The organism is Litoreibacter sp. (genome assembly GCF_039974535.1).
GTDB lineage: Bacteria > Pseudomonadota > Alphaproteobacteria > Rhodobacterales > Rhodobacteraceae > Litoreibacter.
In genome coordinates, this window is sequence record NZ_JBDWIU010000008.1 from 120,336 (window position 1) to 138,788 (window position 18,453).

Below are 18,453 nucleotides of genomic sequence, written 5' to 3' on the forward strand. Positions count from 1 at the left end.
GGGACGGGCCATCTGCGGCCCGTCCCCACATGGAGATCTGATATGACGTGGACGACATTACAAACAGCCTTGGCTGATCAGGGGTATATTGCTTCGGGCGATCTGGCTATGGCGCTTCATCTGTCTTTGACGCTTGGGCGGCCATTGCTGCTTGAGGGGGCCGCGGGTGTGGGTAAAACGGAAGTCGCCCGCGTGTTGGCTGCCGTTCAAGACACCCAAGTGATCCGTCTGCAATGCTACGAGGGGCTTGATGCGTCTCAGGCGATTTATGAATGGAACTACCAACGCCAGCTACTGGCGATCCGCGCGGCGTCAGAGGATGGCGAAACCGGAAAATCGGTTGAGGCACGCATCTTTTCGGATGAATTTTTACTAGAACGTCCCTTGCTCAAAGCGATCCGCCAGCCCATCGCACCTGTTTTGCTGATCGATGAGATTGACCGCGCTGACGAAGAGTTTGAAGCCTACCTGTTAGAAGTCCTTTCGGAGTTTCAAATCACTATCCCAGAGATGGGAACTGTGTCGGCGACCACCCGACCTATCGTCATCTTGACCGCAAACGGCACTCGCGACCTCAGCGATGCTCTGCGCCGCCGCTGCCTTTATGCGCATGTTCCGTATCCGGATCACGAAACCGAACTTAGTATTCTCGTGGCTCGCCGCCCAGAGATTGAGGATCGGCTGTGTGCTCAAATCGTCGGTTTTGTCCAGGCTCTGCGTAAACAGGATCTGGAGAAGAAGCCGGGTATCGCCGAGATGCTGGATTTTGCCGCTGCGTTGATGGGGCTTGGTGTTGCTGATTTGACCACTGACCCAGCCGTGTTGCAGGCGACATTGACCACACTTCTCAAAACCCAAACCGATCGCGATGCGATCTCCACAGAAATCGCACAACGTTTGGCAGGTAAAGCGGCATGAGCAATGTGACCAAATTTGCAGCTCGCGATCCCGGGCCAGCGGCACGAATGGCTGGCTTTGTTGCGCATTTGCGTGACAATGGATTGCGTCTTGGCGTGGGAGAGACGACGGCGGCCTTGGACGCGCTTGTTCAAATAGATGCCACAAATCCGACTGACACAAGACGTGCGTTGAAATCTGTCTTTACCGGTTGCAGCGAGGAAGCCCTGCGCTTCGACGGGTTGTTCGACAGCTTTTGGATGAACGGCGGACGCGTGGCGACACGGGTGACCCCCACTATGTCATCTACCGAAAACGAGAATGTGCATTCCTCACGACATGCCGAGGAAGAGGCAAATGTCGCTGGTGGCGCGGGCGACATAAACGCGCCGGATGGCGGCGACGGGGAAGCGGAGGGCGACGGCGAAGGCAAGTTGGTCGCGACTGACGTGTCCAATCTGTTTAAGAAGGACCTACGCGATATCGTGCAACCTGAGGATATCGAGGAAGCCGAAAAAGTGGCGTTGCGTCTTGGTGCAGCACTGCGTGATCGCCGTTCGCGTCGCCGCAAAGCTGCGCGGAAAGGTGATCAAATTCACTTTCGCAAAGTCATGCGCCAAAGCTTGGCCACCGGGGGCGAGCCATTCTCTCTGCCGAAACGCCGCCGCCCTGAGCGCTCGCTTCGGATAAGTGCTATTTGCGATGTGTCGGGATCCATGACTGTGTATTCACGTGTGTTCCTAGCATTCTTGGCTGGACTTATGCGGTCCGACCCACGTGCCGACGCCTATCTGTTTCACACAAGACTGGTGCGTATCACCGAGGCACTCCGCGACAAAGACGCGTTACGGGCCTTGGCGCGGTTATCACTGCTTGCGGATGGTTTTGCTGGCGGCTCCAAGATAGGGGCGAGCCTTGATCGGTTTGCCGCAACATATGGCCGTCGTTTTGTGGATAACCGCACGGTGGTTTTGATCCTGTCTGATGGCTACGACACCGAGCCGGCAGACAAGATTTCAAGCGCTTTGGCTCGTCTGAAAAAACGCGGGTGTAAGATCATTTGGCTTAACCCGCTGAAAGGGTGGGACGGCTACGAACCCGTCGCCGAAGCAATGGCTGACGCGCTTCCACATCTAGATCTGTTCCGTGCGGCCAACACGCTGAACGATCTTGCTGCACTTGAACCGGAGCTTGCAAGGTTATGACACCACGGGAGATCACCGATCACGGCCTACAAGAAGGCGAGGATTGCTTCGCGATCGCGACGATCGTTCGCACGGCAGGCACGACATCTGCGAAACCTGGTGCGAAGGCTTTGTTGCACGACGATGGGACTATTCTGGACGGCTGGCTTGGTGGCGGATGCGTGCGGGGTGCCGTGCGTGATGCGACATTGCGGGCCTATGCGACAGGTCAGCCGCAATTGATCTCAGTCGCACCGGAAGAAGAATTGGCGGAAAAAGGGGTCGCTGCGGGCGACGATATGGATGGGATCAGGTTCGCACGCAATGGTTGCCCGTCAAAGGGATCCATCGACATTTTCATCGAGCCTTATCTTCCTGCCCCGGAATTGGTGGTGTTCGGTACATCCAATGTGGGCGTCCGCCTAGTTGAATTGGCACCGCAATTCGGTTGGGCAGTGGTCAATGCCGCGCCGGATGACGTGCTTCAGCCCAAACAAAACGGACGTGCACGTTACTTGGTGATCGCGACGCAAGGTACTGGGGACATCGCGGCGTTAACGTCGGCTTTGGGGAGCGATCCTGATTATGTCTCCTTCGTTGGAAGTAAAAAGAAGTTCGCGTCGCTGTCCACGAAACTTGTTGCTACGGGACTTGATGCAGATGCGGTTGCGTCGATCAAAGCGCCCTCCGGTTTGGACATCGGCGCGGTGACACCTGCCGAGATTGCTTTGTCGATACTTGCCGAATTGGTTGAGGCCAAACGGCGGATTTTGGCGAAAGCGGCTCAAAATGGATAGCGCTGCGATGATCAACCCACAGGTCGCTTCTGCGACATTCAAATCGACCAGAACAAAAGGAGCCATATCATGAAAACGATACGTAGCTACATTGGTTCGATCCGTAAGAAATGGACGTTAACGTCAGATCAAGCTGACGTATTGGCAACCATAAAATTCCCATGTTGTTAAGAAGGTAAGACAATGGAACTTAAAGACGAAATCACAATCAATGCCCCCAAAGAGCGCGTTTATGAAGCTCTCAATGACCCTGAAATCCTGAAACAGTGCATCCCCGGGTGTGATGAGCTTGTCCAACACTCCGACACCGAACTGGAGGCGAAAATCGTTCTCAAGGTCGGACCGGTTAAGGCCAAGTTCAGCGGCAATGTTGAACTGGATAAAACCGGTGCGCCAGATCAATTCTCATTGAGTGGCCAAGGCAACGGCGGTGCTGCCGGTAACGCCAGAGGTGGCGCGGATGTCACTTTGGTCGCCGATGGAGATCAGACCATTTTGACCTATGACGCTAAGGCTGAAATCAGCGGTAAGCTTGCACAATTGGGGAGCCGTTTGATCCAAAGCACGTCGAAGAAACTGGCCGCGAAATTCTTCAAGAGTTTTGCCGCCGTGTTGGACGAAGAAAAAGTTGGCTGATCCCATCACCTATCTCGACCACGCTGTTGACGTTCTCGCGCAGGTTGCGGCCTACGCGAGAACGGGACGTCGATTTGTGCTAGCCACGTCTGTCGACATCAAAGGCGGCAGTGCCCGCGATATTGGATCACTAGCGGTAATTTCCGAAGATGGATTTATGACGGGTTATATGTCCAACGGATGTATTGACCGCGATATTTTGCTGCAAGGTTTGAGTTGCCTTGAGCAAGGGCAACCGAAGCTTTTGCGCTACGGGGCAGGGTCCCCATTTAGTGATCTGATATTGCCATGCGGTGGCGCACTGGCGGTTTGGATTGATCCTGATCCGGATGTGCCCGCATTGCTTACGGCTTATGAGAAGTTGCGCGATCGCCGGGCGACCACGTTGACGTTTGAGCCACATGGCAAGGATTACGCCGATCCGTTGACCATATGCTACCAGCCAAAGGTGTCTTTGACGCTCGCGGGCAGGGGGGCAATCTTTCGATCTACAGTCCGGATCGCACAGGCGTCGGGATTAGAAGTCTTTGCCTATTCGCCGGATGAAGCTGACCTGAAGGCAGTCTTCCCGTTTTGCATCCAAGCCCCGACCCATATGCGTTCGCAGAATGATATTGGGGCGTTGAAACTGGATGCACACAGCGCTGTCCTGACGTTGTTTCACGACCATGATTGGGAACCTGATTTTTTGAAAGCAGCACTTGCGACACCTGCGCGATTTATCGGGGCTTTAGGCAGTAGGAAGACCCACGCAGCCCGTATTGAAACTTTGCTCGAGCTTGGAGTTTCGCCCCAAGATGCGCAAAGGGTCAGAGGGCCGATTGGCCTGATCCCATCGTTGAGGGACGCGAATTTTATTGCGGTCTCGGCCTTGGCCGAAATTGCACAATCGTTTGCGTATGAGCAGCAAAAGCAAATCCGTCCAGATGTGAAGATCGTGCGTACTGCGTAACCTTTGAGAATTCTAAAAAGCGTGCTGAACAGGGCTGCCGTTTCGGTACTCATTGCCTTACAGACAGGTCATTAATAAATGTCCCGATGATATTCTCGTCTGATTGGCAGGAGCAGCACTATGAACCCTATCTTGGTACTACACTATTGTGGTGGTCAATATGACGGCATCTGACCGCGACGCGGAGTATTGGTCCGCTTGGTTTTGGAGCGAATTTTTCCCTGACTGGTTGGGGAAAGCCCAAGATGGGGATTGGGGCGTGTTCGATGCGTTGGATGCGGATGGCAATTCTGATCCAACGGCGACGAAGTCGATATTGGCTCAAGCGCGGACTTTGTTCATGGTTTCGCATGTCGCTTTGCTGTCGCGGGACGCGCAGTTGCTCGAGGTGGCGGACAAGCTTGCGTCATTCTTGAAGTGCTTTCGTAAGGCGCCGGGTCTATACCGCTGCGCGATTGATCGTGAAGGCAACCCGACAGGTTTGCCTGCGGATGAGATGGCGCGCAGTTACGATCAGACCTTCGTTATCTTGGGGTTGGTAACGTGGAACCAGCTGTCACCATCCCCAGAAAATGAGCAGCTTATCGAGGAGTGCTGGGAGGCGTTGCAAACGCAGCTGACTGACACAAAGACTGGCCTGTTATTGAACAACGATGTGGGGAACGACCTGAACCCTGCGCAAAACCCGCATATGCATTTGTTCGAGGCATGTTTGCAGGGCTACCGCATGACAAAAGATAGCAAGTGGTTAACCCGTGCTGCCGATTTGCGGGCGATCGGGTTAAAGCACTTCTTTGACCAAGACACAGGCAGCCTTGCCGAGTTCATTCAACCCGATTTGAGCCCGCTTGTGGGCCGCGATGGTTTGCGTCGTGAGGTCGGGCATCAATGCGAATGGGCGTGGTTGTTGCTGGAGGAAGCGCAACTTGCCGACGATCCCAGCCTCGAAGTCGAGGCGCGGCGATTGTTCGAATTTGCGGATCGGTTTGGATATTCGACGACGGCTCCACTCGTTGGCGCTGCATATGATGCGATATCGGCTCAGGGCGACGTGATGGAAAGCAACTCACTTCTTTGGCCGCAAACAGAGGCGATTAAAGCTCTGGCCTTGCTCCATGTTTCTGGTGAGGCAGACGCGGGGCAGCGTGCCTGCTCGTTGATGTGTTTGATGTTTGAGGCGTGGTTCAAAGGTCGCCCGATCTATGTGAACCAATTGGACACTTCAGGGGATGCTGTTTGGTCCGAGGCGCTGACGCGTTTGATGTATCACGTTGTGTTGGCCATGACCGAAGGCGCGCGTGCCGGCCTGTGGTCGGACGTGGCCGATAACCGCGGATAACCGCGGCCACCGGCCATCGTCGTTGTTTTATAGAACTGCCTTAGGCATCAGCATTTTGGGCAACCAAAGTGCGATTTCTGGGAAGATGATCAGAAGGATCAAGATCAACAGCATCGGCACCAAGATGATCGCCACATCGCGCACAACCTGCACCACGTTGAGCCCACCAATGGACGATGAGATCAGCAAGCAGAGCCCATAGGGCGGCGTCACTAGCCCAAAGGCCAACGAGACGATCCCAATGATCGCAAAGTTTACCGCGTGAATGTCTGCGGCGGTGGCCACGGGGAACAACACGGTACCCAGAATGATGATCGTCGGGATGGCGTCGATGAACAGGCCAAACAGCAAGAATAGCGCCGCGATCACCAAGGCTGTGCCGATCTGGCCCATCTCGTAGCTGGTCAAAACGCTAACGATCAAACGTGGCACATCGAAGAAGGCCAGCATCCACCCGAAGGCCGACGCCGTCCCGATTGCAAAGAGCGAGATCGAGGCAAAGCGGCCCGTGTCGTACAGGATGCTCACCAACTCGCGCGGCGTGATCGTGCGGTACACAAACATGCCTAAAATGAACGAGTAGAACGCCGCGATGATGGCGCTTTCAGTTGGGGTCACGATGCCGCCTACGATGCCACCAATCACGAAGACCGGAGTTAGCATCGCAAGGCTGGCGCCTTTCAGGGCGGCCCAGAACTCTTTGAGGCTGGGTTTGCCTGCGACAGGGTAGTTGTAAATCTTGGCATAGGCGTACACGGTCGCCATCAACGCGCCCGCGATCATCATGCCAGGAATAGCGCCCGCTAGGAACAAAGCCCCCACAGAGATCGACATTACGCCGCCCCAGACCACCATCAGGATGCTTGGCGGAATGATGACGCCCATCACCGAAGAACAAGCCGTAATGGCCACTGCGAAGCGCGTGTCGTAGCCTTGCTTTTGCATGGCAGGGATCAAGATTTTTCCGCATCCTGCCGCATCTGCCGTCGAGGATCCCGAGATACCCGCGAACAACATGGACACTGCCACATTCACCTGTCCCAAGCCGCCTGGAAGCCAGCCGGTCAGCACGCGGGCAAGTTCGATCAAGCGGTCCGTGATCTTACCGGAATTCATCAAATTGGCGGCTAAAAGGAAGAATGGCACCGCCAGCAGGATGAACGAATTATACGATTGGAACACCCGATCCATGATCAAGAATGGGGTAAGGCGAAGGTCCATCATCGTCACAGGGATCGTGGCGATCCCTAGCGCGAAGGACACCGGCACGCGAATTGCGACAAGCACAATAAAGCACCCAATAAGGATCATGCAGGCCAAGCCAGTTGATACGATCATGTTGTGAGGCCCTTAGATGTGGTGCGGTAGGTTTGGATGGCTTCCCAAAAGCGGTAGCTGGCAAATGAAGCCCAAGCGAAACCCGCGATCGGTACGGAGATGTAGGTGACCAACAGGTTGACTTGCATCATGGTGGATTGCTGGATTGAGCCGAATTTGGCGTACCCAATTCCGAACCAGCCAAACAGAGCGGCAAAGACGGTGATCATTAGTAATACAATGCCGTTTTGGATGAGCGCACCTAACGGGGACTTTGCATCGGGGATAACGCGTACGTCAAAATGTGTACCCTCCCAAACGGCGATCATTGATCCCAGCATCACAATCCAAATGAAGATGAACGTGGCGAGCTCCTCGGTCCACAAATAGACAGGGATGATCCCCGTGTAGCGGGCGACAACCTGCATGGTGACAGGCACCAGCAACGCGGCCATTAAGGTGCCTACAAGGACCCTCAACAGTTGGCAAATGCCTTCAAGTGCGGTCTTTATCATTCTAGTTCATTCCATGGGGCCAAATAGAAAACGACCCCACGCAAATTCCAGCGCGGGGTCGTCAAAAGGCGTCGCGATTACTTCGAGCGGATCGCGGACAGCAGGTCCTCAGCACCCAACTCGGCTGCGTAGGCGTCTTGTACTGGGCCAACCAGCTCAAGCAGCTTTTCGCGGTCTGCGAATGGGTGTGCTTCGATGTTGCCAGCGTCGATCATTTGCTGAAGCTTTTCGCCATCTTCGCGGGATTCCAGCTCACGACCGTAGGCACCAGCTTCACTACCAGCTTTCATAACAGCAGCTTGCATGTCAGCGTCCAATTTGCGGAAAGATTTGCCGCTCATGATGATTGGACGCACAGTGATGGAGTGACCAGTCAGTGTTACGTGTGGTGCAACTTCATAGAACTTGAACTGCAGCAGGGACGCGGCTTCGTTCTCCAAACCGTCAACAACACCCGTTTGGATCGCGTTGTATACTTCGGAGTAAGCAATTGCGGAAGGTGCCGCAGTGATCGCTTCAAATACGCGGGCTTGGATAGGAGCACCCATAACGCGCATTTTGTGGCCACCCAGCTCGTCTAGGTTGGAGATGGCTTTGTTGGAGATTAGGTTACGTGTACCACCACCTGCGTAGCCAACAACCACAAGGTCAGCCTTGTCGAGTAGCACTTTTTCCAGTGGTGCCAGAACATCGCTGGACAGAACTGCGTTCCAGTGGTCCAGATCGCGGAATACGAATGGCATGTCCATCAATGGAACGGATGGCGCGAAGCGAGCGAGGTTGGACGGCGCGATGATCGCGTAGTCGATCGCAGTGCCTTGCGTCAGGAAGTTCACGTAGTCAGGCTCGATGCCCAGCTCGCTGTTGCCGCGCAGGTCGAACTCAACGTCTTTGCCGGAATGCTTGTTCACCAATTCGCCAAAGCGGATCAGTGTTTTGCTGTAGGCGTGGTCGTTGTCGAACAAGCTTGCGCCGCGCAGAGTTAGGTCTGCAGCTGCTGCAACGGTTGCAGAAGTGGCGAGTGCACCGGCTACGGCTACACCTTTGATGAATAGAGATAGTTTAGTCATTGGCATCCTCCCAGATACAATTTGTAACGCCATCTTGGCGAAACCATAACTTCCAATTGAGAAGTCAATATGAGGAGAAGGGAACATGTGAATTGCCAAGAGTCAATCTATTGTAGACTAGAATACCAGTTGTGGTGAATTTTCATAAATATTTCATGTCTGTATGGGAAAAAGTTTCTGAGAACGTTTTGAGGAAAGGCCTGTGATAAGGGCCGTTTTGAGCCGTATTTTCGCAAAGCGAGGATATCTTAAGATTCTGAATTAATTGAGTTGTTACTTAAAATCCGGCGAAACGGACCGTGGTAAGCGCTTGTACATAAATGGGAGGTAGTAAGGTTCTATGGGAGGGCCGCATTGAAAGAAAGAACCGCCGCGCTCTCCAGCAACACGAAACTGGCACCAAGTCGCCCGTGAACTGCCATAGTCTTGAGGGATCATACGCCAGTCCCGTCATGGGAGTGCTTAGGTCCCGTTGGGGTTCTGTTTATTAGCTTAGGGGAGTTTGATGAAAATCATTGGCGCTATATTGAACCGCATTCAACTGTTCTTATTCGCATTCACAGTAGCAGCAGCCTCATTGGTCTGTTCTGGAATGACCGCAGGTCGGATTGAGAACAGCGAGACCTATGTTGGTTTAGCTCAAATGACGTCCGAACTTTTGAAAACCCACACGACCCTGCTCGACACGGCTCCCAACGGTGAACAGGCGGCCGTGCTAGGTTCAGATCAGGGCGACGCCTTGGTAACGATTTCAACGCTGAATCGTAAATGAAGCCCAGTTTTAGCGGTTAAAAATCTACAGTAACGCCGGGGAGGCGTAGAGCTTTCATCAATTCGCGAACTTCCTGACGGGCCGCGATGTTTGAGATGTTCAGGTTCTTGATCCCGATATCCCCAAGATCCATCAGAGTCAGCCCACTTGGGAACAACTCGCGGAAAATGACCCGCTCCGAGAAGCCGGGCGCTACGCGGAAGCCGATGCGTTTGGCCAAGGCTTCGACAGCATCTGTGATCTTCTTTTTGTTGTGCATGCGTTGCGTGCCCACACGGTTGCGCACCACGATCCAGTCAATCGGGGACAGGCCTGCTTGCGCGCGCAGTTGACGTGCTTGCCAAACCATTTCGGCATAAACAGACGGCCCGATGATCTTTTGGGTCTCCGGCTCGATGCGCGCCAGAAGGTCAAAGTCGATGAAGCTGTCATTGAGCGGTGTGACCAATGTATCCGCAAGGGAATGGGCCACTTGGCTCAAACGCGTATGAGAGCCGGGACAGTCGATGACGATAAAGTCGAAGCGACCTTCCATTCCGGCCACGGCTTCAGTCAGTCGGCGGTCATATATGTTCTCACCAGCCGCGAGTTGGGACTTATCAACCTCCGGCAGCTCAACGACCTCTGCCATCGCTAGGGTCAGGTCGTTTTTCTTGGCAAACCGTTGGCGGTTTTCGCAGTAGCGTGAGAAGCTGCGTTGACGCAGATCCAAGTCCAAGGCGCCCACGGAAAACCCTGCACGCACGAGTGCGGTTACCACATGCATGCAGTTGGTGGATTTGCCCGATCCGCCCTTTTCGTTGCCAAAGACGATAATATGCGCGGCCATGTTCTGTCCCGTATTCTATTGAGTGCCCCTTGGTGGGGGTTGGAGCGGTTATAAGCGGGCTGCCGCACAAGGGGAAGCGAAACCAACAGATATGTTGCACAACGAAAAACGCCGCCCCCAAGGGAGCGGCGCTAATCTCGCGAAAGGAAATGTGCTTAGAAGCCCAGACCTTCGTATTTGTTTTTGAACTTGGAAACGCGGCCGCCGGTGTCCAGCAGACGTTGGTTGCCACCAGTCCATGCAGGGTGCACGGAAGGGTCGATGTCCAAGGCGATTTGGTCGCCTTCGGCGCCATATGTCGACTTCATTTTAAGCACTGTGCCATCTGTCAATTTGACGTCGATGGAGTGGTATTCTGGGTGTGTATCTTTTTTCATGACAGTTCCCCTTACGCCTTAGGCGCTTTGTAGTTGGAATCCTCGGCGATACGTGCGGATTTACCACGACGCGAGCGCAGGTAGTACAGCTTGGCGCGACGAACGCGACCACGACGAACTACGGTGATGCTGTCGATGTTGGTGGAGTGCAGTGGGAACACACGTTCCACGCCTTCACCGAAGGAGATTTTGCGAACGCAGAACGAACCAGCAATACCTTTGCCGTTGTTACGTGCGATGCATACGCCTTCGTAATTCTGAACACGGCTACGTGTACCCTCGGTCACTTTGTAGCCTACGCGGATGGTGTCACCCGCTTTGAAGTCGGGGATATCGTGCCCCAAAGCGGCGATTTGTTCCGCTTCTAGTTGTGCGATCAGGTTCATCTGAAACGCTCCTTATATGATCCCGGTTTACCCGGTGAATGTGTCTCGCGTCCCAAGAGCTCTTGGTCTTCTTCCGGGTCCGCCTTTGTTGCCAAAGTGCGCCCGCCAGAGAACAGGTCGACGTTGCTTGTGCGCCGTTGTTCTCGCATCTGCCGTCGGCGCCGAAGAAAGCGCATCAGATGTCCAATGAAACAAAGGCTCCGGTCAGTATTCTGATTCCAGATTGGCGGGGTATAGGAGGGATCGCGAGGCAGATCAAGCGGGCATCCTGCACATGGGCCTTTTTTCTTTGACTCAGACGCTAAATCCTTGAAGCGGACGGCGAAGCTACCCATTCTTAGTGGATTATAGATCGGAGCCTCCCAATGACGCAATCAATCACCGCCAACCGCCGTATTGTTCTGGCAGAACGCCCCACTGGTTTACCAGATGAGAACACCCTTCGCTTAGAAAACACAGACATCCCTCAAGCAGGTGCAGGCGAGATGTTGTTGCGCACGGTTTACCTGTCGCTTGATCCTTACATGCGTGGACGGATGAATGACGCCAAATCTTATGCTGAACCCGTTGCCATTGACGAAGTGATGACAGGGCAGGTGGTTGCGCAAGTGGTGACCTCTAACCTCGATGGCTTCACGGTTGGTGACTACGTTTTGGCTGGTAACGGCTGGCAGGACTACGCGGTCTCGGATGGCACACAGGTTCTCAACTTGGGCGCGGACCCTGCCAACCCGTCTTGGGCGTTGGGGATCATGGGGATGCCGGGCTACACGGCCTATGCGGGGCTGCTGAACATTGGTGAGCCAAAGGCGGGGGAGACCGTTGTTGTGGCGGCCGCGTCCGGCCCTGTTGGCGCAACTGTGGGGCAGATTGCCAAGATCAAAGGATGCCGCGTCGTTGGTATCGCGGGCGGGGCCGAAAAATGTGCCCATGTCGTCGAGAACCTCGGCTTTGACGCCTGTATTGACCACAAGGCTGATGATTTCGCAGCACAACTGGCTGCAGCGTGCTCTGACGGGATCGACGTATATTTCGAGAACGTAGGCGGCAAGGTTTTATATGCGGTGCTGCCATTGCTGAACCCATTTGCACGGGTGCCAGTGTGTGGGGTTGTGTCTTGGTACAACTTGCCAAGTCTGCCGGAAGGCCCAGACATGGGGCCCGCAATCATGGGGGCGATCTTGCGGATGAAGGTGAAGGTGCAAGGCTTTATCATCTTCGACAGCTTTGGTCCGGAAACTTACAAAGAGTTTGCAAGCGACATGACCGGTTGGCTGGCCGAGGGTAAGGTCAAGTATAAAGAGCAGGTGATCGACGGGTTGGAAAACGCCCCCGCAGCATTGAACGACCTGTTGTTGGGCCGCAGCTTCGGGAAAATGGTGGTAAAGGTTTAGCCTTCACCGCTTTCGCGTTTGGCCCATAATTCGGGGCGGCGGGCTTTGGTTAAGGCTTCCGACTGCTCGCGGCGCCATGCATCTACCTTGCCATGATCACCGGAGGTTAAGATCTCCGGCACACCCATCCCGCGCCAGTCTGCGGGGCGGGTGTATTGAGGGTGCTCCAGTGTGATGCCGTCCGAGAAGCTTTCTTCTTCAGTCGACTCTGAATTTCCCAATACATCGGGCAGTAGGCGCACAGTCGCGTCGATCATCGCTTGGGCAGCAATTTCACCGCCTGTCAGGACGAAGTCGCCTAAAGACACTTCCTCGATCTCGTAGTGGTCCAACACGCGTTGATCCACGCCCTCAAAGCGGCCGCACAGCATGGTGATGCCGTCGGCTTGCGCCCATTCAGCGGCTTTGGCTTGGTTGAACGGCTTGCCGCGGGGTGAGAGGTAAACCACCGGCCATTTGGCGCGCTCGGAGGTGCCGCGGTTGGCGAAGTCCAGCGCCTTGCCGACGATATCGGCGCGCAACACCATGCCAGCGCCGCCGCCATATGGCGTGTCATCGACGTTGCGGTGCTTGCCTTCGCCAAAAATGCGCAAATCGATCGGGTCTAGGGTCCACTTGCCTTCTTGCAGGGCCTTGCCTGTAAGCGATGCGCCTAACACGCCGGGGAATGCCTCTGGGAACAGCGTGATGATCTTTGCGGCCCATGCGCCTTTTAGGCGGGTGGGTTCCTCCATTAGATCCCTCGGAGTAAGTGAGGCGGAGATGGTTTTGCGACCGTGTGATTTGGATGGTGTGACCATGACTTAATCCAGTAACCCTTCTGGTGGATCAATGATGATACGTTTGGCCGCCAGATCGACTGTGGGCACGGCGTCCAAGGTGAACGGCAGAAGAACGGAACCTTTCAGGTTCGGTCCGCGCAATTCCAATATGTCACCCGCGCCGTGGTTTAACACCGCGGCGACCTTGCCTAGAAGTTCGCCGCCGGTGTCCAGCACGTCCAAGCCCATAAGGTCGGTGTGGTAGTATTCGTCGTCGGGCAGGGAGGGCAGCAGGTCACGGTCGGCTGACAGCTTCACGCCACGCAACGCGTCGGCTTCATCCTTGAAGCGGATACCCGACAGGCGGGCCGCGAAGCCGTTCTTGACGGAGCGCGTGATCTTCACGTTGTATTCTTCGCCATTGTCGCCGACGAGCGGGGAATAGAGGGCGATGTCCTCAGGGTTGGCGCAGAAGCTTTTCAATCGTACTTCGCCCTTAACGCCGAAGGATCCGGCAATCGCGCCTACAACAATCTTGTCTTTAGTCATTTTGGTTGTGCTCCAATGCAAACCGCGTCGATCATGGTGCCACCCGCATTTGTGCAGCGGCCCTCAGTTAACCCGCGCTCTACCTTGAGGCCGCCATAGAAGGCCAGCCCCATAAAGACCAATGTGAATAGACGTCGGATCATAGGGACGCTCCAGTTTCATAAATCATGCACGGCGGATTTCTAGTTTGGCGGCGCGGTCTTCCCAGCCCTCGCGCAGCAATTCGGGGGTGTCGTGGTCCTTCTCGGGGTGGCCGATGCAAAAATAACCGATCAAGGTCCAGTCCGTCGGGACCTCTAGGTCGCGGCTTAATTGTTTGGGGTCTAGAACTGACACCCAACCCAGGCCCAGCCCTTCAACGCGGGCGGTGAGCCATAGCAATGTAATCGCCGCCACCACCGAGTAACGGCGCATCTCGGGCATGGAGCCTGCACCCAGCCCGTGGCCTTTTGTAGTGCTTTCATCGCAGAAAATGGCAAGCTGCACAGGGGCGCGATCCATACCGGCCAGTTTCAGCTTGGCGTAATTTTCTGCCTTGTCACTGTCATAGCGGGCAAGGGCTTCGGCGTTGGCGGTCTCAAAATTCGCACGGGCTGCAGCGCGAGCGGCTTTGCTTTCGACACGTACAATGCGCCAAGGTTCCGACAGGCCCACGGAAGGGGCGTGCGAAAATGCGTCGAGGCACCGCATAAGCAGTGCCTCGTCCACGGGTGTGGTACGGAAGTGGCGCACATCGCGCCGCCACCGCATCAACTCATATAGCTCGTCCCGGAAATCCGGTTCGAAGTCACGCATTGTGCAGATTACTCTGCAGCAGCTTCTTCAGCCGGTGCTTCTTCTGCAGGAGCCTCAGCTGGGGCAGCAGCAGCTTCCGCAGCAGCGGCAACTTTAGCAGCTTTTTCTTCAGCACGGTCCTGAGCTTTCTTGCCAGGTTCGGCTTTCTTCATGTTCGCACGTTCTTTCTTCTCAAGAACGCCAGCAGCTTCCAAGAAACGGGATACGCGGTCAGAAGGCTGCGCGCCTTGGTCCAACCAGTGCTGAATGCGTTCCATGTCGAGCTTTACGCGCTCTTCGCTGTCTTTTGGCAGCAGTGGGTTGTATGTGCCCAATTTTTCTACGTAACGGCCGTCACGTGGCATGCGGCTGTCGGCAGCGACAACGCGGTAAAATGGACGCTTTTTGGACCCACCACGGGCCAGACGGATTTTCATTGCCATTGTGTAGTTCTCCTTAAGATGGCTGTACCGGACCTTGGTCCGAAATTATTGAAACGTTTTATGGTTTTGGATGACTTCCCGAATGATGAAATTCAGGAAAGATTTGGCGAATTCGGGGTCCAGATCGGCGCGTTTTGCCAAGTCTTCCAGACGGTTGATTTGTTTTGCCTCACGGTCGGGGTCCGACGGGGGCAGGTCGTGTTCGGCCTTTAACTTGCCCACGGCTTGGGTGTGCTTGAAGCGCTCGCCCAATGTGTAGACAAGGATGGCGTCCAGACGGTCGATGCTGGCGCGGTGCTCTTTCAGCACTTCGGCGGCTTTGGTCACGGCATCGGACATTTACACGGCCTCCGAGTTGAGGTGGCGATAGATGTTCACATCGCCAAAGATGTGGTGGTTGAGCTTGCTTTCCCAAGTCGCACCCATGCGTTCGGCGACCTTGGCCGAGCCTGTGTTGCCATCGGCCACGAGGCTGATGGCTGTCTTCCAACCGAGCGTCTTGTAGGCGTATTCGCGCGTGGCCAAGCCGGCCTCTGTTGCGAAGCCGCGGCCTTCAAAGCCGTTCATCAGGTCCCAACCCAATTCAGGCTCGGGCCAAGCGTCGGGGAACCATGGGCCAACCATGCCTACGAACTTCCCTGTCGAGGTTTCGTCCACGCCAAAGCGGCCATAGCCGCGCAAAGTCCAGTGACCGATTTCGCACGCCAGCGTACGCCATGCTTGGTCTGCAGCTTTGGGGCCGCCAACGTATTGCGAGCGGTCACTGGCGTAGAACTCTGCCAATGGCTCAAAGTCACTCAGCGCCAAGGGGCGCAGCGTCAGGCGCTCTGTGTGTAGGGTGGGAGCGATCATTTCTTTTTACCGAAGCCCGATAGACCGGGTGGCAATGCGCCGCCACCAAGTCCGGGCATGCCGCCCATGCCACCAGGAAGTTTGGCGCCCATCTGTTTGGCGGCCGCTTCCATTGCGGCGGGGTCGCCCATATCAGGCATGCCGCCTTTGCCGAACATGCCCTTCATGGCCTGCTTCAGCATTCCGCCCTTGCCCATCTTCTTCATCATGTCGCCCATCTGGCGCTGCATCTTCAGAAGCTTGTTCAGGTCGGACACGTCCATGCCCGCACCCTTAGCAATCCGTTTCTTGCGCGAGGCCTGCAGAAGCTGCGGGTTGGCGCGCTCGCGTTTGGTCATCGACTGGATCAAGGCGATTTGCCGCTTGAGCATCTTGTCGTCCATGCCAGCCTCTTTGGCCTGACCTGCCATTTTCTTCATGCCGGGCATCATGCCCATAAGGCCGTCCATGCCGCCCATCTTGATCATCTGCTCAAGCTGGCCCTTCAGGTCGTTCATGTTGAACTGGCCCTTTTGGAACCGCTTCATCATGCGCTCGGCTTGCTCGGCCTCGATGGTTTCTTGCGCTTTCTCGACCAAGGCGACGATGTCGCCCATGCCAAGGATGCGGCCCGCGATGCGCTCTGGCTCGAAGGTCTCAAGAGCGTCCATCTTCTCGCCGAGGCCGACGAACTTAATCGGCTTGCCGGTGACCGCACGCATGGACAATGCCGCACCACCGCGGCCGTCGCCGTCCATACGGGTCAGCACGACACCGGAGATGCCGATTTTGCCGTCGAATTCTTCCGCGACCTCAACCGCAACCTGTCCGGTTAGGCCATCAACAACCAGCAGCGTCTCGCGCGGTTTGACAATGTCGCGGACGTCTTCGACTTCCTGCATCAACACTTGGTCGATTTGAAGGCGGCCAGCGGTGTCGAGCATGTAGACGTCGTAGCCGCCCAATGTCGCCTGTTGCTTGGCGCGCTTTGCGATTTGAACGGGGGTTTCGCCTTTGACAATCGGCAGGGTGTCCACGCCGATCTGTTTGCCGAGGATCGCCAGCTGCTCCATCGCGGCGGGGCGGTTCACGTCAAGCGAAGCCATCAAGACCTTCTTGTTGTTCTTCTCGGACAGACGCTTGGCCAGCTTACCGGTGGTCGTCGTTTTACCGGAGCCCTGCAAACCAACCATCAAGATCGGGGCGGGTGGGCTGTCGATTTTCAGCTCGCCGGGGGTTTCATTGTCGCCCGCCAGAACATGCTGCAATTCGTCATGGACGATTTTGACAACTTGCTGGCCCGGGGTGACCGATTTGGTGACATTCTGGCCGGTTGCCTTGTCTGAGACGGCTTTGACGAAATCGCGGGCAACAGACAGAGAGACGTCGGCCTCCAGCAGTGCCACGCGCACTTCGCGCAGGGCGGTTTTGACGTCGTCCTCGGACAGCGCGCCTTGCTTGGTGAGCTTATCAAAGACGCCTGAAAGGCGTTCGGACAGATTCTCAAACATAAGCGCTCGGTTCCTTTGTGTCTCTTGTTGCCCCTAGTATATAGGGACGGCGAATGCGGTTTTACCCCCATGGGCGCGACGCGCTGATGGGGGGCGATCCCTGCAGTAGGCGGGGACCGGAAGTCTGGTGCTTCCGGATGTTGTGCGCGAATTACGCCTTGGGGGGCTTAGAGTCAAGCCAAGCATTCACCTTCTTGACCAGCGGCATGGTGCGGTGTTTGCGCTGAGGGGGGCCAAAGTGGATTGGGCCGGTGTCCAGTTCTATCACCAGTCTGGCCATGCGGTCGGTGCCGCGCCCTGTCCACTGGACCTTGGCCTTCGTGACGGCGCCAAGCTCCTCTACGGTTTGGCGTTTTCGATAGAAGGTTCTATTGGTGATGATCAGGCGTTGCGTCGGGCGATCGAACATCAACGTGTCCCGACTTACCAAGCTTAGGAATGCAAGCGGAGCAATCAGGCCAGCTAGGAAGATGTATCCCATGTTGTCGCCGTCCAATATGATCTGAAGCCCTATATATACCCAAACCAAAATGAACACTGCCAAGAACCAGATAACGAAGCCGGGCTTGTTATCTAGGAACAACTGATCGCGTGATGTTTTCATTGTGATCACGGCTTTCGCGCCAACCAAAGGTTGATGGTGGAGGCCGTCTGATCATGGTTGCTGAAGTTATCGTAGCTCATGGTCAGCGGGTGTGTGCCTGCGCTTTGACCTTCTGAGAAAACCAAAGCGACGCGGTGGGTTGGACCACTGTCGCCGGTTCCATGGCTAGTTTGAACGATTGCCTCGCTGATTTCATTCAATTGGTGCTCGACCTTCGTGCTGCCCAGTAGACTGCGGCGTTGAAACACCAGCTTTCCCTCTGTCCGTAAGAACAGAACTTGGACGCGGCGGGCGAAAATAAAGAGCATTCCAAAGGGGAGTAGGCTTCCGCCCATGAAGGTCAATCCTAGCAATTCTCCGTTAAGGACGATCATCAAGCCAATGCCCAAAAATACCAAACCGCCAGCGACCAGCCCTAACGACACTACCCAAGGTCGGTTTTCAATGATGAGTTGTTCAGGATTGTTGCGCGTAATTTTCATGGGCGCAATCTAGCTGCGAGGTGACGTGGAAGT

Annotated in this window: 24 protein-coding genes; 8 read left to right on the forward strand and 16 right to left on the reverse strand. The window is 55.5% G+C overall.

The features are described 5' to 3' along the window. The first annotated feature begins 42 nt into the window (after window positions 1–42). The 6 genes from ABJN86_RS06560 (at window position 43) to ABJN86_RS06585 (ending at window position 5,805) form a co-directional block, all read left to right on the forward strand. Entirely contained in the window at window positions 43–918 is an 876-nt protein-coding gene (locus ABJN86_RS06560) for a MoxR family ATPase (RefSeq protein ID WP_348365677.1), read from the forward strand. Further along, entirely contained in the window at window positions 915–2,102 is a 1,188-nt protein-coding gene (locus tag ABJN86_RS06565; RefSeq protein WP_348365679.1) for a VWA domain-containing protein, read from the forward strand. The genes ABJN86_RS06560 and ABJN86_RS06565 overlap by 4 nt, the downstream gene beginning before the upstream one ends. Continuing rightward, window positions 2,099–2,878: an XdhC family protein gene (locus ABJN86_RS06570; RefSeq protein ID WP_348365681.1), complete on the forward strand. Its 780-nt coding sequence runs from the start codon at window positions 2,099–2,101 to the stop codon at window positions 2,876–2,878. The genes ABJN86_RS06565 and ABJN86_RS06570 overlap by 4 nt, the downstream gene beginning before the upstream one ends. A gap of 183 nt (window positions 2,879–3,061) precedes the next feature. Beyond that, the gene (locus ABJN86_RS06575) at window positions 3,062–3,514 is read left to right on the forward strand and encodes a carbon monoxide dehydrogenase subunit G (protein ID WP_348365682.1); all 453 of its coding nucleotides are present in this window, start codon (window positions 3,062–3,064) and stop codon (window positions 3,512–3,514) included. Continuing rightward, window positions 3,507–4,466, forward strand: coding sequence for an XdhC family protein (locus ABJN86_RS06580; RefSeq protein WP_348365683.1), 960 nt, complete (start codon window positions 3,507–3,509; stop codon window positions 4,464–4,466). Before ABJN86_RS06575 ends, ABJN86_RS06580 begins: the two co-directional genes overlap by 8 nt. Before the next feature lie 160 nt (window positions 4,467–4,626). Continuing rightward, window positions 4,627–5,805 carry an AGE family epimerase/isomerase gene (locus ABJN86_RS06585; protein WP_348365684.1) on the forward strand — a complete coding sequence of 393 codons (1,179 nt, stop codon included), beginning with the start codon at window positions 4,627–4,629 and terminating at the stop codon, window positions 5,803–5,805. A 27-nt stretch (window positions 5,806–5,832) separates the two neighbouring features. On the opposite strand, the gene ABJN86_RS06590 is transcribed toward ABJN86_RS06585, so the two are convergent. The 3 genes from ABJN86_RS06590 to ABJN86_RS06600 form a co-directional block, all read right to left on the reverse strand. Then, window positions 5,833–7,143, reverse strand: a complete 1,311-nt coding sequence (locus tag ABJN86_RS06590; RefSeq protein ID WP_348365685.1) for a TRAP transporter large permease — start codon at window positions 7,141–7,143, stop codon at window positions 5,833–5,835. Continuing rightward, window positions 7,140–7,637 carry a TRAP transporter small permease subunit gene (locus ABJN86_RS06595; protein ID WP_348365687.1) on the reverse strand — a complete coding sequence of 166 codons (498 nt, stop codon included), beginning with the start codon at window positions 7,635–7,637 and terminating at the stop codon, window positions 7,140–7,142. The genes ABJN86_RS06590 and ABJN86_RS06595 overlap by 4 nt, the downstream gene beginning before the upstream one ends. Before the next feature lie 77 nt (window positions 7,638–7,714). After that, entirely contained in the window at window positions 7,715–8,707 is a 993-nt protein-coding gene (locus ABJN86_RS06600) for a TRAP transporter substrate-binding protein (RefSeq protein ID WP_348365689.1), read from the reverse strand. A gap of 505 nt (window positions 8,708–9,212) precedes the next feature. On the opposite strand from ABJN86_RS06600, the gene ABJN86_RS06605 reads away from it, so the two are divergent. Beyond that, window positions 9,213–9,479 carry a hypothetical protein gene (locus ABJN86_RS06605; protein ID WP_348365691.1) on the forward strand — a complete coding sequence of 89 codons (267 nt, stop codon included), beginning with the start codon at window positions 9,213–9,215 and terminating at the stop codon, window positions 9,477–9,479. Between the two features lie 16 nt (window positions 9,480–9,495). Here the strand turns inward: ABJN86_RS06605 and ABJN86_RS06610 are convergent, their stop codons facing one another. From ABJN86_RS06610 to rplS, 3 genes are all read right to left on the reverse strand, one after another. After that, window positions 9,496–10,308: a division plane positioning ATPase MipZ gene (locus ABJN86_RS06610; RefSeq protein WP_348365692.1), complete on the reverse strand. Its 813-nt coding sequence runs from the start codon at window positions 10,306–10,308 to the stop codon at window positions 9,496–9,498. Window positions 10,309–10,463: 155 nt separating this feature from the next. Then, window positions 10,464–10,685 carry a 50S ribosomal protein L31 gene (gene rpmE / locus ABJN86_RS06615; protein ID WP_348365693.1) on the reverse strand — a complete coding sequence of 74 codons (222 nt, stop codon included), beginning with the start codon at window positions 10,683–10,685 and terminating at the stop codon, window positions 10,464–10,466. Between the two features lie 11 nt (window positions 10,686–10,696). After that, window positions 10,697–11,071 carry a 50S ribosomal protein L19 gene (rplS, locus tag ABJN86_RS06620; RefSeq protein WP_073142406.1) on the reverse strand — a complete coding sequence of 125 codons (375 nt, stop codon included), beginning with the start codon at window positions 11,069–11,071 and terminating at the stop codon, window positions 10,697–10,699. Between the two features lie 365 nt (window positions 11,072–11,436). Here rplS and ABJN86_RS06625 point away from each other — a divergent pair, with 365 nt between their 5' ends. Continuing rightward, complete coding sequence (locus tag ABJN86_RS06625; protein ID WP_348365695.1) at window positions 11,437–12,465, forward strand: NADP-dependent oxidoreductase; 1,029 nt, start codon at window positions 11,437–11,439, stop codon at window positions 12,463–12,465. Here ABJN86_RS06625 and trmD read toward each other — a convergent pair. The 10 genes from trmD to ABJN86_RS06675 form a co-directional block, all read right to left on the reverse strand. Continuing rightward, complete coding sequence (gene trmD, locus ABJN86_RS06630) at window positions 12,462–13,265, reverse strand: tRNA (guanosine(37)-N1)-methyltransferase TrmD (protein ID WP_348365696.1); 804 nt, start codon at window positions 13,263–13,265, stop codon at window positions 12,462–12,464. The genes ABJN86_RS06625 and trmD overlap by 4 nt on opposite strands. Window positions 13,266–13,268: 3 nt before the next feature. Next, the gene (rimM, locus tag ABJN86_RS06635) at window positions 13,269–13,775 is read right to left on the reverse strand and encodes a ribosome maturation factor RimM (RefSeq protein ID WP_348365697.1); all 507 of its coding nucleotides are present in this window, start codon (window positions 13,773–13,775) and stop codon (window positions 13,269–13,271) included. After that, window positions 13,772–13,918 carry a hypothetical protein gene (locus ABJN86_RS06640; protein WP_348365698.1) on the reverse strand — a complete coding sequence of 49 codons (147 nt, stop codon included), beginning with the start codon at window positions 13,916–13,918 and terminating at the stop codon, window positions 13,772–13,774. Before ABJN86_RS06640 ends, rimM begins: the two co-directional genes overlap by 4 nt. A gap of 22 nt (window positions 13,919–13,940) precedes the next feature. Then, window positions 13,941–14,570: a 5,6-dimethylbenzimidazole synthase gene (gene bluB, locus ABJN86_RS06645; protein ID WP_348365700.1), complete on the reverse strand. Its 630-nt coding sequence runs from the start codon at window positions 14,568–14,570 to the stop codon at window positions 13,941–13,943. A gap of 8 nt (window positions 14,571–14,578) precedes the next feature. Continuing rightward, complete coding sequence (gene rpsP, locus ABJN86_RS06650; protein WP_348365701.1) at window positions 14,579–14,992, reverse strand: 30S ribosomal protein S16; 414 nt, start codon at window positions 14,990–14,992, stop codon at window positions 14,579–14,581. A 45-nt stretch (window positions 14,993–15,037) separates the two neighbouring features. After that, window positions 15,038–15,331 (reverse strand): chorismate mutase, encoded by a 294-nt coding sequence (locus ABJN86_RS06655; RefSeq protein ID WP_348365703.1) that lies wholly within the window; start codon window positions 15,329–15,331, stop codon window positions 15,038–15,040. Further along, window positions 15,332–15,844, reverse strand: a complete 513-nt coding sequence (locus ABJN86_RS06660) for a GNAT family N-acetyltransferase (RefSeq protein WP_348365705.1) — start codon at window positions 15,842–15,844, stop codon at window positions 15,332–15,334. It abuts the gene before it with no gap. After that, the gene (ffh, locus tag ABJN86_RS06665) at window positions 15,841–17,334 is read right to left on the reverse strand and encodes a signal recognition particle protein (RefSeq protein ID WP_348365706.1); all 1,494 of its coding nucleotides are present in this window, start codon (window positions 17,332–17,334) and stop codon (window positions 15,841–15,843) included. The genes ABJN86_RS06660 and ffh overlap by 4 nt, the downstream gene beginning before the upstream one ends. Window positions 17,335–17,485: 151 nt before the next feature. Further along, the gene (locus tag ABJN86_RS06670) at window positions 17,486–17,938 is read right to left on the reverse strand and encodes a hypothetical protein (RefSeq protein ID WP_348365707.1); all 453 of its coding nucleotides are present in this window, start codon (window positions 17,936–17,938) and stop codon (window positions 17,486–17,488) included. A 5-nt stretch (window positions 17,939–17,943) separates the two neighbouring features. Next, complete coding sequence (locus ABJN86_RS06675; protein ID WP_348365709.1) at window positions 17,944–18,420, reverse strand: hypothetical protein; 477 nt, start codon at window positions 18,418–18,420, stop codon at window positions 17,944–17,946. Between the last annotated feature and the right edge of the window lie 33 nt (window positions 18,421–18,453).

Excerpts from the sequence above, each read along its gene's own strand:
- ABJN86_RS06560 (WP_348365677.1), top strand. The coding sequence starts at position 43 with ATGACGTGGACGACATTACAAACAGCCTTGGCTGATCAGGGGTATATT.
- ABJN86_RS06565 (WP_348365679.1), top strand. The coding sequence starts at position 915 with ATGAGCAATGTGACCAAATTTGCAGCTCGCGATCCCGGGCCAGCGGCA.
- ABJN86_RS06570 (WP_348365681.1), top strand. The coding sequence starts at position 2,099 with ATGACACCACGGGAGATCACCGATCACGGCCTACAAGAAGGCGAGGAT.
- ABJN86_RS06575 (WP_348365682.1), top strand. The coding sequence starts at position 3,062 with ATGGAACTTAAAGACGAAATCACAATCAATGCCCCCAAAGAGCGCGTT.
- ABJN86_RS06585 (WP_348365684.1), top strand. The coding sequence starts at position 4,627 with ATGACGGCATCTGACCGCGACGCGGAGTATTGGTCCGCTTGGTTTTGG.
- ABJN86_RS06590 (WP_348365685.1), bottom strand. The coding sequence starts at position 7,143 with ATGATCGTATCAACTGGCTTGGCCTGCATGATCCTTATTGGGTGCTTT.
- ABJN86_RS06595 (WP_348365687.1), bottom strand. The coding sequence starts at position 7,637 with ATGATAAAGACCGCACTTGAAGGCATTTGCCAACTGTTGAGGGTCCTT.
- ABJN86_RS06600 (WP_348365689.1), bottom strand. The coding sequence starts at position 8,707 with ATGACTAAACTATCTCTATTCATCAAAGGTGTAGCCGTAGCCGGTGCA.
- ABJN86_RS06605 (WP_348365691.1), top strand. The coding sequence starts at position 9,213 with ATGAAAATCATTGGCGCTATATTGAACCGCATTCAACTGTTCTTATTC.
- ABJN86_RS06610 (WP_348365692.1), bottom strand. The coding sequence starts at position 10,308 with ATGGCCGCGCATATTATCGTCTTTGGCAACGAAAAGGGCGGATCGGGC.
- rpmE (WP_348365693.1), bottom strand. The coding sequence starts at position 10,685 with ATGAAAAAAGATACACACCCAGAATACCACTCCATCGACGTCAAATTG.
- rplS (WP_073142406.1), bottom strand. The coding sequence starts at position 11,071 with ATGAACCTGATCGCACAACTAGAAGCGGAACAAATCGCCGCTTTGGGG.
- ABJN86_RS06625 (WP_348365695.1), top strand. The coding sequence starts at position 11,437 with ATGACGCAATCAATCACCGCCAACCGCCGTATTGTTCTGGCAGAACGC.
- trmD (WP_348365696.1), bottom strand. The coding sequence starts at position 13,265 with ATGGTCACACCATCCAAATCACACGGTCGCAAAACCATCTCCGCCTCA.
- rimM (WP_348365697.1), bottom strand. The coding sequence starts at position 13,775 with ATGACTAAAGACAAGATTGTTGTAGGCGCGATTGCCGGATCCTTCGGC.
- ABJN86_RS06640 (WP_348365698.1), bottom strand. The coding sequence starts at position 13,918 with ATGATCCGACGTCTATTCACATTGGTCTTTATGGGGCTGGCCTTCTAT.
- bluB (WP_348365700.1), bottom strand. The coding sequence starts at position 14,570 with ATGCGTGACTTCGAACCGGATTTCCGGGACGAGCTATATGAGTTGATG.
- rpsP (WP_348365701.1), bottom strand. The coding sequence starts at position 14,992 with ATGGCAATGAAAATCCGTCTGGCCCGTGGTGGGTCCAAAAAGCGTCCA.
- ABJN86_RS06655 (WP_348365703.1), bottom strand. The coding sequence starts at position 15,331 with ATGTCCGATGCCGTGACCAAAGCCGCCGAAGTGCTGAAAGAGCACCGC.
- ABJN86_RS06660 (WP_348365705.1), bottom strand. The coding sequence starts at position 15,844 with ATGATCGCTCCCACCCTACACACAGAGCGCCTGACGCTGCGCCCCTTG.
- ffh (WP_348365706.1), bottom strand. The coding sequence starts at position 17,334 with ATGTTTGAGAATCTGTCCGAACGCCTTTCAGGCGTCTTTGATAAGCTC.
- ABJN86_RS06670 (WP_348365707.1), bottom strand. The coding sequence starts at position 17,938 with ATGAAAACATCACGCGATCAGTTGTTCCTAGATAACAAGCCCGGCTTC.
- ABJN86_RS06675 (WP_348365709.1), bottom strand. The coding sequence starts at position 18,420 with ATGAAAATTACGCGCAACAATCCTGAACAACTCATCATTGAAAACCGA.